The sequence below is a fragment of the Psychrobacillus psychrotolerans genome (genome assembly GCF_900115805.1).
Classification (GTDB): domain Bacteria; phylum Bacillota; class Bacilli; order Bacillales_A; family Planococcaceae; genus Psychrobacillus; species Psychrobacillus psychrotolerans.
The window spans coordinates 116,052-130,463 of record NZ_FOXU01000006.1 but is presented as its reverse complement, the minus strand read 5'-3'; the positions used below and the strand labels follow the sequence as shown (position 1 = coordinate 130,463).

General features: G+C 35.5%; 13 protein-coding genes. 2 read left to right on the top strand and 11 right to left on the bottom strand.

What is annotated here, in order from left to right:
- Nucleotides 1–360 precede the first annotated feature (360 nt).
- The gene (locus BM260_RS12670; protein ID WP_093537717.1) at nt 361–3,393 is read left to right on the top strand and encodes an efflux RND transporter permease subunit; all 3,033 of its coding nucleotides are present in this window, start codon (nt 361–363) and stop codon (nt 3,391–3,393) included.
- Nucleotides 3,394–3,472: 79 nt separating this feature from the next.
- Here the strand turns inward: BM260_RS12670 and BM260_RS12665 are convergent, their stop codons facing one another.
- The 4 genes from BM260_RS12665 to BM260_RS12650 form a co-directional block, all read right to left on the bottom strand.
- Complete coding sequence (locus BM260_RS12665; protein ID WP_093537716.1) at nt 3,473–3,682, bottom strand: hypothetical protein; 210 nt, start codon at nt 3,680–3,682, stop codon at nt 3,473–3,475.
- Between the two features lie 395 nt (nt 3,683–4,077).
- Entirely contained in the window at nt 4,078–4,755 is a 678-nt protein-coding gene (locus BM260_RS12660; protein ID WP_093537715.1) for a DUF3169 family protein, read from the bottom strand.
- Nucleotides 4,755–4,958, bottom strand: a complete 204-nt coding sequence (locus tag BM260_RS12655) for a helix-turn-helix transcriptional regulator (protein ID WP_093537714.1) — start codon at nt 4,956–4,958, stop codon at nt 4,755–4,757. Before BM260_RS12655 ends, BM260_RS12660 begins: the two co-directional genes overlap by 1 nt.
- Before the next feature lie 171 nt (nt 4,959–5,129).
- Nucleotides 5,130–6,308 (bottom strand): NupC/NupG family nucleoside CNT transporter, encoded by a 1,179-nt coding sequence (locus BM260_RS12650; RefSeq protein WP_093537713.1) that lies wholly within the window; start codon nt 6,306–6,308, stop codon nt 5,130–5,132.
- Nucleotides 6,309–6,855: 547 nt separating this feature from the next.
- Between BM260_RS12650 and BM260_RS12645 the strand changes: the two genes are divergently transcribed.
- A complete protein-coding gene (locus BM260_RS12645) occupies nt 6,856–7,305 on the top strand; it encodes a YehR family lipoprotein (RefSeq protein ID WP_093537712.1) in 450 nt (149 codons plus the stop codon).
- Between the two features lie 76 nt (nt 7,306–7,381).
- On the opposite strand, the gene sstT is transcribed toward BM260_RS12645, so the two are convergent.
- The 7 genes from sstT to BM260_RS12610 all read right to left on the bottom strand — a co-directional run bounded on the left by sstT (nt 7,382) and on the right by BM260_RS12610 (nt 14,021).
- The gene (gene sstT / locus BM260_RS12640) at nt 7,382–8,620 is read right to left on the bottom strand and encodes a serine/threonine transporter SstT (RefSeq protein ID WP_093537822.1); all 1,239 of its coding nucleotides are present in this window, start codon (nt 8,618–8,620) and stop codon (nt 7,382–7,384) included.
- A gap of 240 nt (nt 8,621–8,860) precedes the next feature.
- Nucleotides 8,861–9,229, bottom strand: a complete 369-nt coding sequence (locus BM260_RS12635) for a gamma-type small acid-soluble spore protein (protein WP_093537711.1) — start codon at nt 9,227–9,229, stop codon at nt 8,861–8,863.
- A 156-nt stretch (nt 9,230–9,385) separates the two neighbouring features.
- Complete coding sequence (locus tag BM260_RS12630; protein WP_093537710.1) at nt 9,386–9,784, bottom strand: hypothetical protein; 399 nt, start codon at nt 9,782–9,784, stop codon at nt 9,386–9,388.
- Between the two features lie 302 nt (nt 9,785–10,086).
- The gene (locus tag BM260_RS12625; protein WP_093537709.1) at nt 10,087–10,890 is read right to left on the bottom strand and encodes an ABC transporter ATP-binding protein; all 804 of its coding nucleotides are present in this window, start codon (nt 10,888–10,890) and stop codon (nt 10,087–10,089) included.
- Complete coding sequence (locus BM260_RS12620) at nt 10,890–11,927, bottom strand: FecCD family ABC transporter permease (protein ID WP_093537708.1); 1,038 nt, start codon at nt 11,925–11,927, stop codon at nt 10,890–10,892. The genes BM260_RS12625 and BM260_RS12620 overlap by 1 nt, the downstream gene beginning before the upstream one ends.
- A complete protein-coding gene (locus BM260_RS12615; protein ID WP_093537707.1) occupies nt 11,924–12,964 on the bottom strand; it encodes a FecCD family ABC transporter permease in 1,041 nt (346 codons plus the stop codon). Before BM260_RS12615 ends, BM260_RS12620 begins: the two co-directional genes overlap by 4 nt.
- Nucleotides 12,957–14,021 (bottom strand): iron-siderophore ABC transporter substrate-binding protein, encoded by a 1,065-nt coding sequence (locus tag BM260_RS12610; RefSeq protein ID WP_093537706.1) that lies wholly within the window; start codon nt 14,019–14,021, stop codon nt 12,957–12,959. The genes BM260_RS12615 and BM260_RS12610 overlap by 8 nt, the downstream gene beginning before the upstream one ends.
- Nucleotides 14,022–14,412: the final 391 nt, after the last annotated feature.

Here is a 14,412-nt window from a genome sequence, read left to right as displayed (position 1 = left end):
TAAAAGCGCTTTCAATTTCCATTATAATCTAATTTAAAATAAAATCAATTAGTTTTTTGAAAATTCTTATAAACCGGTTTCCATATTATTTATTCTATGTATGGAAGTTTTCAAACATACCTTCTTTTTATCCTTTCTTTAAAGTAACTTACTTAGGTTTTACTACACCTCAAGCCCTAGACTAATTTCTATCCAAAGTTCAATGCAGAATCCTACCCTCTTTTATACAATTAACTGGTAACCAAACCAGTCTTAGGAAGGAGCGCACCTGGTAAATCAGTATAAATTGTCTTAAAGCCTTAGATCTTAGCATTTTTCTATTTTGATTCACAGGCAATTAACCTAGGAGGAAACTTTACTATGTCATTATTTACAAAATGGGCTTTCGGGAACAAAGCGGCAGTGGCAGTACTAACTGTATTAATACTAGTTATAGGGGTTGTAAGTTATTTTAGACTGCCTATGGAATTTCTACCAACAGCGGATAATCCTCAAGTAACTATTATTTCCATGAGCCAAGGGATTGATTCTAAAACGATGGAGTCTGAGGTGACCCTCCCAATTGAGAGATCAGTTACAGGATTGAATGGCAAAACGACAGTCTTTTCAACAACAGGCGATGGATTTTCGAAAGTAGATCTGTTTTTCGAGGCAGGATATGATATGAAGCAGGCAAAGTTAGATGTTCAAGATGCTTTAAATGGTATATCCTTGCCTCCCTATATATCTAAGCCTATTATTTCACAGCTTAACACTTCGATGATTCCAATTGTTAATATTGCCGTTACCTTTGAAGAGGGTTTAACTGAAGAAAATAAGGAGTTTGCACGAAACAAACTACAGTCCATGTATCAAGAGATAAAAGGGGTCTCTAACGTAGATGTATATGGGATAACCAATTCCGTCATTTCTGTTGTCATTGATGATGAGAAACTATCCGAAAATCAAATTCCACTTCAGTCCATAGTAGGGATTCTTCAAGGTCAAAATATTTCTGTCACAATCGGTGAAAAAATAATAGACGGTAAAACAAGCAATATTAAAGTAATCGGAGATCTTACAAGTCTAGATGAATTAAAAGCTCTTCCGATTACACCTGAAATAGCTTTGGGAGATATCTCTACTATTGAGGAAACGAATGATTCAAACTTCGTTAGTCGATTTAATGGGATGGATAGCTTAGATATTAGTATTACAAAAGATAGTCAATCCAACGCGGTTACGATTAGCAATGAGATTGAAAAAGTAACAAAAGAAATAAATGAAAAGTTTGAGCAACAGGAATCTGTTATTTATATTTCTTCCTCCGACTTGGTGGAGAATTCTGTTCACACGATGATAAAAGAGGTACTTCTTGGTGCACTTTTTGCAACGATTATAATCATGCTCTTTTTACGAAATATACGCTCTACATTTATTACAATCGTATCGATTCCATTGTCTCTTTGCTTTACATTATTCTTACTATCATGGTCCGGTGTAACATTAAACATCTTAACTCTAGGTGGCGTCGCTGTTGCAGTGGGTCGACTTGTAGATGATAGTATTGTAGTCATTGAAAATATTTTCCGTAAAATGCAATCAGAAAAATTCTCTATACAAATGATTATTGATGCAACTAAGCAAGTAGGAGTCGCAATAACTGCTTCCACATTAACAACAGTAGCGGTTTTCCTGCCAATGAGTTTGTTAAATGGTGGACTTCAAGAATTCCTTTTACCATTTGCTTTAACCGTAACCTATTCATTACTCGCCTCTTTAATCGTTGCATTGACAGTTGTCCCTCTGATGAGTGCGGGATTATTGAAGAACGCTAAGATTCCTGAGCATAAGCCCGCAGTTCGTTTCCCTAAATTGGTTACTTGGTCTTTAAACCATAAATGGATCGTGTTTTCGGTTTCTCTCCTTCTCTTCGTTGGGTCTATTGGAGCTTACTTCGCCATTCCTAAAGGGGCTGTGGATAGTTCTTCCGCTGACTATGTAATTGTCACACTGGCTTACCCAATTGATACACCAATGGAAATAGTGAAGGAAAAAACCTTTGAACTAGAATCCTCTATTCTTGCAAAGGAAGAGGTTCAACACATATTTACTCAAATTGGTTCTCCTCCTGAAGCAGCTCATTATGGGTGGGTCGGTTCTTCCACAGAAGCAACTTTCAGCATCTTTCTAGAGGATAAAAAGAACACCGACTTTCTAGTGAAAGAAATGGAAATTCAAAAAAAACAATATTCAGATGCAAAGTTTGAAGTAAGCACTGCTTCATTTATGATGGGTGGAGCTAGTCCAAATATAACAATTGATATTATCGGAGAAAGTATACTTGAATTAGAGAAGGTAGCAACCGAAATTATAGAGAAGGTAGAAAGATTAGAGGGTGTAGAGGAAGTTACGACTAACCAAGATGAAAAGAAAACTGTTCACTCCCTAATAGTTGATCCTTCTAAAGGCAATACAGAACAAATTGCATCCCAGTTAGCAGTACTATTAAACAAAACACCGATAGGAACAGTTAGTATAAATGACAAGCAAAAATCTGTAATTCTGGAACCTCTTCTGGATACCGTAACACCCGATGAGCTAAAAGATATTCCTGTCATGACCCATGAAGGAATAGCCCCAGTCTCTTCCGTTGCAACTTTACAAAGTGAGGAACGCTCTACCAACCAGATTCATAAAGACGGGGATGCATACCTTCGAGTAACGGCATCTGTTGATCCTTCCAAGCTTTCCGAAATTGCAACAGCAGTTAACTTAGCAATATTCGGGGACCAAGACAATACTGGTATGGATATCCCTGAAAATGTTGAGGTATTAATAGGTGGTTCAAGTAGTCAACAAGCGGAAGATTTTACAGATTTATTCCTAATCATGCTTGTTTCCATTGGGATTGTGTTCCTAATAATGGTCATTACTTTCAAGTCTATCAAAGCTCCTATTGCCATTCTTTGCTCACTACCTTTAGCTGCAATAGGCGCTATTTTAGGAATTCTTATCAGTCGTATTTCCTTAGATATTACTGCCCTTCTTGGTGCATTAATGCTTATAGGTATCGTTGTAACCAATGCGATCGTACTGTTAGATCGCGTGAAACAAAACGAGCAGAAAATGATTATACGAGATGCGCTTGTAGAGGCAGCCGCTACGAGAATGAGACCGATCTTCATGACAGCTATTGCAACCATTTGTGCAATGCTTCCTCTATTGCTGAAAAAAGCTGAAACAGGAAGCCTAGTATCACAAAGTCTTGCTATTGTTGTTATTGGTGGGTTGGCTATGGCTACCCTGCTTACATTAATAGTAATACCATGTATATATGAATTATTATATTTTAGAAAGTCTAGAAAACAACGCGTTAAACAGATTTCCAATGAGGACACCTCTGTAGAATAAAGTTATTATAACGAAAATAAACAGATCATAGCAACCAGCTATGATCTGTTTATCTGTTAATTATAAAATCCTCATTACCTTATCGCGAAGGTCTAGCTTCTTGACAATTAGAGCATTTTTTTTGATTACTCGCTTTAAACTTTGTAAATGTTTTTTCAAAGTTCGTTCCACATGAACATTTGAATAGTAGTTTTTGTGAGTAACCTACGTATTCTTTTGAAAGTAATGTACTTTCTGAATTTTTACTAACATAATTTCTTATTTCATCTATCGTCCATTTTTTATTCATATTGACACCTCCGATTGCGATATTATTTAAGTATAAGAAGAAGCATCGTCAACCTTCTGTTCAACAAGATTCATGAATCCTAAATCTACCTCAATGAGTTATTATACCATCACTTATAGGCTCCTTGTACAATATTTCAATAAAATGTTGTTTTTAATATACTTATGTGCTATACTAATCTTCTAGTAAGAAATAAGTTTGACATCGATACTATCGATTATTATTTTAGTCGACATTAATGGGTGCCAAACCCGCAGGAGTTCTTTAGGAACAAAGAATTCTTTAGAAAAAAAGCATTATCTCCTTGGAGGTAGTGCTTTTTTTATTGCCTAGATTAATGTATTTCTTTTGAAGGAATTATAAACTTTTTTCCTAAAGGGAATTAAACATTAAAATCATTTATTTCGAATGGAAAAACAATACTTCCCATTTACAATGACTAATACTAAACCCATTACAATAATAGAGAATAATTGAGATTGATCTGTCGAAATGGAATAGAAAGTAGAAAGCACAATACCAATGAGTAGACCAACATTCAGTAAATTATAGGATTTATAAAACCCAATTAACATGACATGTTTTTCACCTTCATCCGAAATTTTTAACAGTTTTTCTGCATACTTGGAATCAGATAAATTGGGGATATTTCGTTCTGGGTATACTAATTGGATTAAGTTGGTCATGAATATTGTGAACAAATAACTTACAATCATAGTAGCGATGGCAATGATTGTTAAAACTATACTCTGTAATGTAATTACTGTTGTACACAAGACCAACACGGAAAGTACAATACTAGACTGCACTAGAAATGAGTAATCTGCAAATTTTTTATAGATCAATAAATCTACTTCATCTTCTTCATCCCATTTAGCATCCGTGTTATACAGTTTTTTTACTTCCCAATATAATTTTAAGCTAACACCTAACAATATAATAATGATACCGATTAAAGTTATCACTATAACTTCGGCATACTCCATAATATCTATAGTGAAATTATTGAGCATAAGTATAGCGACAACAAACCCTATTACTGCACAAAGCAGTACTTGTATCACTGTTTTCATTATAATTCATCCTCCTCGATTAGAAATATACTTTCCACCGGTTCATTGAACACACGTGCAATTCGAGCAGCAATTAATAAAGATGGTATTAGTTCTTCTCGTTCTATTAAACTAATTGTTTGTCTGGAAACTTTAGTAAGCTTTGCAAGTTGTGTTTGGTTCAACCCATCACGTGCCCTTAGTTCCCTCATTCGAGTTTTCATAAGGAATCCCCTTTCTTCATAATAGCGTAACAAAAACACGTCAAATTGACAAGTATATTAGTCAAGTTGACTAATAATTAATACAAAAAATCTCCTAATCACAATTGATTAGGAGATTTTTTGCTCATTCTTTATAAGACTAATTTCTTAAATCTGGTATGAAATTTTTATTTATAAGATAAAACTTACAATAATCGCTGTTAATACACTTACTAATGTTGCTCCGTATAACAGTTTCAAGCCCATTCGTGCTACAACATTCCCTTGTTTTTCATGAAGACCTTTTACAGCCCCAGAGATAATCCCAATGGAAGAGAAGTTTGCAAACGAAACAAGGAACACGGAAATAATTCCGATTGATCGCTCACTTAGATTTGATGCTAAATCATTTAATGAAAGCATTGCTACAAATTCATTCGTAACTAGTTTGGTTGCCATAATACCACCAGCTGTTACTGACTCTGATACAGGAATACCCATTAAAATTGCAAATGGAGCAAAGATATACCCAATAATTTCTTGGAATGAGATTCCTAATACCATATCAAATAAGGTATTTACTCCTGCCATAAGTGCAACGAATCCGATTAACATCGCTGCTACTACGATTGCAACCTTAAATCCATCCATAATATATTCGCCCAACATTTCAAAGAAGCTCTGTTTTTCTTCTTGAACAACGAGTATATCTTCTTCTTCAGTAACATTGTATGGATTAATAATAGAAGCAATGATGAATCCACCAAATAGATTAACCACGATAGCCGTCACGACATATCTCGGTTCCACCATTGTCATATAAGCCCCAACAATAGACATCGATACGGTAGACATCGCTGATGCACATAGTGTATACAGACGTTGAGACGATAATTGTCCAAGCTGCTTTTTCACCGTGATAAATACTTCCGATTGACCAACAATAGCAGATGCTACCCCATTGTATGACTCTAATTTACCCAGTCCGTTTACTTTACTTATTCCCCAGCCCAACCACTTCATAATGAAAGGAAGAACTTTAATATACTGTAGAATACCAATTAGCGCTGATATGAAGACGATTGGAAGTAAAACATTTAAGAAGAAAGGAGCTTGTCCTTCATTCGCAATGCCACCAAATACAAAGCTGATTCCTTCATTCGCAAAATCTAGCAATTTTGTAAATACGGCTGCAATCCCCTCAATAATAATTAACCCAAACTTAGTATTCAGTAATAAAAAGGACAAAATTAATTGCAAAATAAGCATCTGGATAATTGGTCTGACTTTAATTTCTTTACGATTGCTACTTGCAATCCAAGCAAGTCCCAGAACAACAATTAAGCCCACGATTGAGATTATATAATTCATTGTATGCCTCCACAAAGATGTATTCTTATAAGGTTGAACGTCTGACAACCTTCTCACTTACTTATTAAGTATACCTTCATTATTCCTGATGTCCAAATACAATGTTTGCAAGTGGAGAAAGTAAAAGTATATTTTATGTAAGCGTTCACTATTTTGTAACACTATATACGCAATCATTAGAATTCACCTCTGAAAAAATTATTTATGTCGTCTCGGAAAAAGGCGTAGAATAATAATTTCAAGATTTTTTTATTTTTTACAAAAATACAGCAAAAAAAGTTTAACATACCTATTTATAGGGTATTTTTTCTTATAAACTAAAAAAAGTTTAGGTGAATAGAAGGGCATTAAAACCAATTTAAGAGAAACTAAGAAAAAAGGGGATGTTAACTGCAGGGAAATAAAACATTATTAATTTATATCATCTTCATTTTTCTAGAAATGCTATTTTAAAAAATCAGTTCTGCTTTCTTTTTGGCATCATATTATGGTTAATAATGGTATTTAAAATTTTATACTAAATTATACATACACGAGGAGTGTAACAATGAAAAAATTAACTGGATTTATAATTATTATGGTTTTAGCTCTATTTTTAACAGCATGTGGAAGTGAGTCTACTAGAACATTTGAATTAGAACAAAATGGTGTTATTACCACGATGGTATACACAACTAAAGGAGATAAAGTTACCAAACAATCAACTGAAAACATTATCCAATATGACTTAGCGGGTATTCCTTCCAAAGAAGAAGCACAAGAGCTTTTTGCTCCCCTTGTGGAACAATTTCAAGACATTGATGGAATAACACATAACCTAGAATATGAGGATACTAAAGCTATTGAAACGTTAACTATAGATTATGAGGTTGCAGAATACGATGACATAAAGAGCTTACCGGGGATGGAGTTTACCGAAGATCCTAAAGATAAAGGCGTGAGTATGAAAAAGTCTCTTGAAATATTAGAAAGTCAAGGATTTAAAGAAGTAAAATAAATGTATAAATATTTAAAAGCCACGATTACCGAATTATTCTCGGTAATCGTGGCTTTTAAAATTTTATTATATCGTTTTAAGAATTCACACTAACTACTTTAGTTTTACCTTCTCTACGCTCTTTCGCATGCTGAGCTGTAGCCGTGAACAATACATCAGATGAAGAATTCAAAGCAGTTTCGCAAGAATCTTGTATAACACCAATGATAAACCCAACCCCAACTACTTGCATAGCAATGTCATTAGGAATACCAAATAAATTACATGCTAATGGGATAAGTAGCAATGATCCCCCTGCAACACCTGATGCACCTGCTGCAGAGACAGCGGCAACGACAACAAGCATAAGAGCAGTCACAAAATCTACTTCAACACCTAATGTATTTACAGTTGCTAGAGTTAGAACAGCAATAGTCACTGCTGCGCCAGCCATGTTAATAGTAGCACCTAGAGGAATTGATACTGCATAAGTATCCTCATCTAATCCAAGTTTTTCACATAGTTTCATATTTACTGGTATATTTGCTGCGGAACTACGTGTAAAGAACGCCGTAATACCACTTTCTCTTAAAACCATTAGAACAATTGGATAAGGATTTTTTCTCGTATAGATATACACAATTATTGGATTCACTACAAGTGCGATAAACACCATACACCCAACTAATATTAATAGTAATCTACCATAATCAGCTAAAGCCGAAAGACCACTTGTTACAATTGCATCAAATACAAGCCCCATAATACCAAGTGGTGCTAAATTGATCACCCATTGTACTATTTTAGTGATAGCATCCGAAAAATTACCTAACATATCTTTTGTATGTTGATTTGCATTTTTTAGTGCAAAGCCAAGAACAATCGCCCACATTAATATCCCTAAATAGTTAGCATTTACTACTGCATCAATTGGATTAGCAACTAGATTAAATAGTAAGGTCTCAATAACTTCAGCAATACCTTCAGGGGGAGTTAGTTCTTCTACTCCTGTTGTAAGCGTTAGTGTAACTGGGAATAGAAAACTTGCTACTACAGCCACTGCTCCGGCAAGTAATGTACCAATAGCATAAAGGCCAAGAATTGATTTCATATTCGTCTTTTTACCACTCTTATGTACAGCAATTGCGTGCATTACTATAAATAATACTAATATCGGCGCAACTGCTTTTAATGCTCCGACAAATAAAGATCCCAAAATAGAAATCCAGCTTGCGCCAGTTGGAACGGCTAAAGCTAAGATAACACCGACAATAATACCGATAACAATCCTTTTTACTAAACTCATTTGATTCCATTTAGCTAATAAATTCTTCATCATACTATCCCCCATAGTTTTCTCCCTTTAGAAAGAAATACAAAATTCAATTTCCCCATTAAAATAATATGTACTTATTTTAACTTTAAGTAGACTGATATTTTATTTTAGCACAAATTTTTAGAATCTTGCATTGTTATTTTTTGTTACAACTTTTTGAGTTTTTTTTGTAAACCAGGTATTTTAAACCAATAAAAATGACGGGAGTGTTTAAGCTCCCATCATAATTTTAGTTATATATTATTTCTTAAAATTATTGGCGTTTTGTTGTGCTTTACTGTTAGCTTGAGCATTTTGTTGTTTCACTTCTTGCACATTTGTTTGACGCTCTTTTGATACGCCAAATTCCGATCCAAATTCGCTAGACATGTTTTGAGATCCAGCTTGTCCTGCTTTTTGATTTGCTTGAGCATTTTGTTGTCTCACTTCTTGGGCATTTGTTTGACGTTCTGAGGATACCCCAAATTCTGATCCAAATTCAAACTTGTTTTGTGAAGCACCTTGTCCATTTTGTTGCGCTTTTTGATTTGCTTGAGCATTTTGCTTTCTAACTTCTTCTGCATTTGTTTGAGCTGCATTCGGAACGTTATTGTTATTGTTGTTTGCCATTGTTCTTCACCTCCAAAAATTATGATTGCCATAACGGAGGTAATTATTATTAGCAAATATTGGATATGCTAATTTACATTAACAATACATTCTCTTTCATGTTCCGGTAATAATATGTAACAATGAATAAAATATTTTCCTTCACGGGAGGATTGGTTAAGCTTCTATACCTAAAGAGGAATATCCATTTTCCATGATCTTCTGCACATTGCTTAGTTCATTTGCAAACAAAGTAAATGCCTCCTCATCATGTTGATCGAGTGATTCATTCACTTTAAAATTCAAATGCATCATTTTTAACTCTAAATCCATAAGGGAGCTAATTCTGCCTTCGTTACTCAGCTCTTCAATATCATCCACTTGAATAAGAAATTGAAACTCTCCATTAACAGTCACCAAAAAATGCCACCCAAGAGAATCATCGTACTTTTGCTCATCTATTATCGTCCATACATCACTTGGATGGAACTCAATCATATGTTTATGCTTTTGTCCTGGACAGCAACAGCTTACTTCATGCTGAAACATTTCTAGTATTATAAAATTTTCATTCATAAGATGTTCCTCCCTCGTTATTGGTTTGCGCTGAAAGACCTTGTTCATACAATACGGTTCTCTGTATTATCTTAAAGTAGAAATTAAATGATAATGAGAATCACTTTCATTTACTATTGTATAGGATGAATATTGACCTCGTCAATTCATTTAGTAGATAACCTTTAAAATTGATTAATCATTAAGAAAACAAAAAAGACCAGAAGTTAGTTCTTCTGGTCTTCTACCTTATATTTAAATTACATCATTTCGAAAATGAGGATGAACAAAACATCGTCATAAGGACTGTTCACTCGTAAAATTTAACTTTTCACATGGTAGCGGCCTTTAGGTATAACTAAAGGTGTATCGGAAATTGGATCTTGGATCACAACACAATTCAAGTCAAAAATAGATTTTACTAAGTCACTTGTTATGATGTCCGAAGGTTTTCCTTCTGCGACAAGCTCACCTTTATGGAGCGCAAAAATATAATCTGCATAACGAGCAGATAAGTTGATATCATGTAGCACCATAACGATGGTAGTCCCATACTTTTCATTAAGGCTCGTTAGTAAATCTAAAATTTCTACTTGATAGGTGATATCTAGAAATGTTGTTGGTTCATCTAATAGTAAAATATCCGTTTGCTGTGCAAGAGCCATGGCTATCCATACTCGCTGCCTTTGACCACCAGATAGCTCGTCAATATCAAGATTAGCAAACTCCGTAATGTTCATAAAATCCATTGCTTCCTCAACTGCCTCATAGTCCTTCTTAGACCATCCACTAAACAAGGATTGATGTGGAAACCTTCCTCTTCCAACTAAATCAGCAACTGTAATTCCTTCCGGTACTACAGGTGATTGCGGAAGAACACCTAATATCCGTGCTAATTGCTTAGGTGGGTATTTGTTTATCGCTTTTCCGTCAAGCGTTACATCACCTTCTGATGGCTTTATGAGCTTAGCTATCGTTTTAAGAAGTGTAGATTTTCCACAACCATTGGCGCCAATAATTACACTTATTTTATTTTTAGGTATTTCAAGGTCAATTCCTTGAATAATTGTTTTATTGTCATAGCCGGAAAACAATTTATCGGCTCGAAAACTGTGTGTGTTCCCCATTACAATTCTCCTTTTCGGTTCATACGGATTAGTAAATATATTAAGTATGGTGCCCCTAGTAATCCTGTGATAACACCTACAGGAAATCTATATTCAAATGCAAATTGTCCAATAAGATCGGCAATTAGAACAAGATTGACCCCTACTAACCCTGCTGGAAGAATATTAGATGAGCTAACACCAACTAGTCGATTTGCGATTGGCCCTGCTAAAAATGATACAAAAGCAATTGGTCCCGTTGTTGCTGTAGCAATTGCAATCATAAAGACAGAACTGACTATTAGAATAATCCGTAGTCTATCGGTTGAAACACCTAGGGAAGAAGCCATTTGCTCACCAAGCTCTAAAATGCCTAATTGCTTCCCAAATATAATAATTATTGGCGTGAAAAGTAATACAACGATTATTAATGGAGGCAACTCACTCATCTTGGAGCCATTCAAACTGCCTCCAAGCCATCTGATTGCTCCAGCTATATCTTGTTGAGCACTCTTCAGGAGTAAAAAAGAAATGACAGCATCTAACATAGCTTGAATCGCAATACCGATAATGATTATGCGACCGATGGAAAATGTTCCCCCGCGAGCTAATAAATACATAACAATTACCGTTGCTAAACCACCAATGACGGCTGCAATAGATATAGTCGAGTTGCTCGTATGCAATACAGTTATACAAAATACTGCTGCTACACTTGAGCCCGATGTAATCCCCAAAATATTTGGATTTGCTAATGGATTTCGCAGCATCGTTTGGAAGACATAGCCTCCAACACCAAAAGCAAATCCTGCAAATACCCCTGCGAGCATTCGTGGAAGTCGAATTGTATTCACCGCAAAATTGGCTCCAGAAATCTCTTCGCCCAATAGGGTCCGCACAACAATATGTACTGGATAAATTGTATTGCCGAGCAGCAACATAGCAGAACTAAGTACTACAGCTAAAATGACGAGGAGCGTCGTAACAAAAAGCCATCGCCGTCTTCTCTGACGCATCCCTTGCATAATAAAATTAACTTCAACAGATTGATTTTTCATAATGACCGCACTTTCGATTTCTTAGCTAATATGATAAGTATAGGTGCACCAATAAACGCAGTTAGAATACCAACTTCAAGCTCTCCTGGACTAGCAATCAGTCGACCAACAACATCTGAAAACGTCAAAATGATGGCTCCTGCTAATGCCGACATCGGTATTAAAAAGCGTAAATCTGGTCCAATAACAAAACGCATAGCGTGTGTTGCCAACAGACCGATAAATCCAATTGGACCTGCTAAAGCAGTAGCAGCTCCACACAAAACAACCCCGGCAATGATGGCAAAAGCACGTAATATACCAGGGCGTACTCCTAGACTAGTCGCAACATCATCCCCTAAGGCTAATGCATTTAAAGCAGGTGCGGAAATAAACGCTATTAAAAGCCCAACGATAAGAAACGGGAGGAAAATCTTGATAGAATCCCAATTTCCTGATCCAACGCTTCCCACTTGCCAAAATCTAAACTGATCCTGAGCATAAGCGCTTGGAATAATAATTGCGGTGACAAGCGAAGAAAGAGCTGCACTAGTTGCAGCTCCTGCTAGGAGTAACTTAATAGGCGTAGCACCACCACGCCCCATGGAACCAATTCCAAACACGAAAACTGCAGTAATGCTCGCTCCGATTAAAGCTAACCAAATATATTCCCCTGCAGTTGTAATGTTAAAAAGTGTAATACCTATTACAACAAATAACGTGGCACCTGTGTTTACCCCTAAAATACTAGGGTCTGCTAATGGATTACGTGTTACGGCTTGCATTAACACTCCTGCAATTCCTAAAGCAACACCACAGCACAAACTAAAGACCGTGCGGGAAATTCGTTTGCGCACTACGTTGGCTCCATAAGAATCTTGGTTTGTATAAAATAAGCCGTCCATCAGCTCTTGATAACTTACAACCCTTGCCCCTAACATAAGCGAGGAGACGATGCTAACAATCAACAAGATGATTGCAATCACCAAAATGAGCGTAAAATGCTTTGGCAAATGTAAATCTAATTGCTTCTTTTTGGAATCAGTGGTGCTATTCATTGATCTTGTCTATAGCTCCTCCGATTAGTTCTAAATACTCGTCAATCGTATACGCAATTGAAAGTGGGTTTGGAGTTCCTGCCGCTACTAATGGTGTATCACTTGTGATAAATGCTACAGAACCTCTTTCAACAGCCGGAATTTTACCAAGTAAAGGATCTGCTTTGATAGTATTGTATAATTCCTCATCACCATATCCTACGATAATATCTGCATCAAACAACGCTTCTACATTTTCCGTACTTAAGTTTAATGAATAACTTTTTGGATCTGTGATTAATGATGAAATACTTTCAGGAGCCGTTAGCCCTAATTCTTCTAAAAATGCTACACGTGAATCCACTGGTGTATAAATGTGTAATTGCGATAAATCCTGCGCAGAGAAATTTACCCAAACAACTTTTTTACCTTCGATTTGTGGATAAGCGCTTAATTTTTCAGCGATTAAATTTTCCGTATCTTTAATCAGTTGTTCGCCTTCTTCTTTCATCCCCATACCTGCCGCATTCAATTCAACCTGCTCGCGCCATGTAGTAGTCCATGCTGATGTTGGATATGCTACAACTGGTGCAATTTGTGTTAATGTTTCATATTCTTCTTCTGTAATACCTGAGTATGCAGCAAGGATAACGTCTGGATTTGCATCTGAAATCGCTTCAAAATCTAACCCATCTGTATCTTGAAATACGTTTGGATCTGTTGCTCCAAGTTCATCTAATTTTTCTTTTGTCCATGGTAGTAAACCACTATCATCTTGAACGCCAAAGTTTGCTGCTGAAAAACCAACTGGCACAACACCAAGCGCTAAAGCGATATCATGGTTTGCCCATTGTATAGTTACAATACGCTCAGGTTTGCTTTCAAGTACTGCCTCTCCTAAAGCATGTTTAATCGTAACTGGATATTGTGTTTCTGTTTCTGCTGCTGTTTCAGTTGAAGTATCTGTATCCTTTTTATCTACTTCTTCAGTTGTTGAATCATCTGAACATCCTACTAATACTAAAACTGCAAAAAAAGCCATTGCAAGCATTAGTAATAAAGATTTTTTGTTTTGCATATGTAACCCTTCCTCTTCTATAAAATTTTCAACTCTTATTAAAAAGTATAATTTCTATTAATACGTAAATATAATTATATGCAATGAAATAAGACTGATTATCATTCTCATTTAAATTTAATGTTATTTTAACCTCCTGTCAATATATATTTTTAGATAATTTTTAATAATAAATATCTACAGTTGCTTTTTAACCTTTACCAATATTATCTTTATGAAATGTATTTCCCCTTAAATAACGTTCCAGCAAAAAAACCTCCAAATATAATAATTGAAGGTTTGAAACGCGGGGTCTTAGATGCTATTTTTAACTGTAATAACGCACACCTTTTTTTAATTTTCCTTGTTCTTCACAAAAAAGTAAGCAGTAATCCATGTAGGACAAAGAAAA

Coding starts and splice junctions, on each gene's coding strand:
- BM260_RS12635 (WP_093537711.1), bottom strand. CDS start 9,229: ATGGCAAACAACAATAACAATAACGTTCCGAATGCAGCTCAAACAAAT.
- BM260_RS12625 (WP_093537709.1), bottom strand. CDS start 10,890: ATGGGGAACACACACAGTTTTCGAGCCGATAAATTGTTTTCCGGCTAT.
- BM260_RS12615 (WP_093537707.1), bottom strand. CDS start 12,964: ATGAATAGCACCACTGATTCCAAAAAGAAGCAATTAGATTTACATTTG.
- BM260_RS12645 (WP_093537712.1), top strand. CDS start 6,856: ATGAAAAAATTAACTGGATTTATAATTATTATGGTTTTAGCTCTATTT.
- BM260_RS12650 (WP_093537713.1), bottom strand. CDS start 6,308: ATGAATTATATAATCTCAATCGTGGGCTTAATTGTTGTTCTGGGACTT.
- BM260_RS12660 (WP_093537715.1), bottom strand. CDS start 4,755: ATGAAAACAGTGATACAAGTACTGCTTTGTGCAGTAATAGGGTTTGTT.
- BM260_RS12655 (WP_093537714.1), bottom strand. CDS start 4,958: ATGAAAACTCGAATGAGGGAACTAAGGGCACGTGATGGGTTGAACCAA.
- BM260_RS12670 (WP_093537717.1), top strand. CDS start 361: ATGTCATTATTTACAAAATGGGCTTTCGGGAACAAAGCGGCAGTGGCA.
- BM260_RS12630 (WP_093537710.1), bottom strand. CDS start 9,784: ATGAATGAAAATTTTATAATACTAGAAATGTTTCAGCATGAAGTAAGC.
- sstT (WP_093537822.1), bottom strand. CDS start 8,620: ATGAAGAATTTATTAGCTAAATGGAATCAAATGAGTTTAGTAAAAAGG.
- BM260_RS12665 (WP_093537716.1), bottom strand. CDS start 3,682: ATGAATAAAAAATGGACGATAGATGAAATAAGAAATTATGTTAGTAAA.
- BM260_RS12610 (WP_093537706.1), bottom strand. CDS start 14,021: ATGCAAAACAAAAAATCTTTATTACTAATGCTTGCAATGGCTTTTTTT.
- BM260_RS12620 (WP_093537708.1), bottom strand. CDS start 11,927: ATGAAAAATCAATCTGTTGAAGTTAATTTTATTATGCAAGGGATGCGT.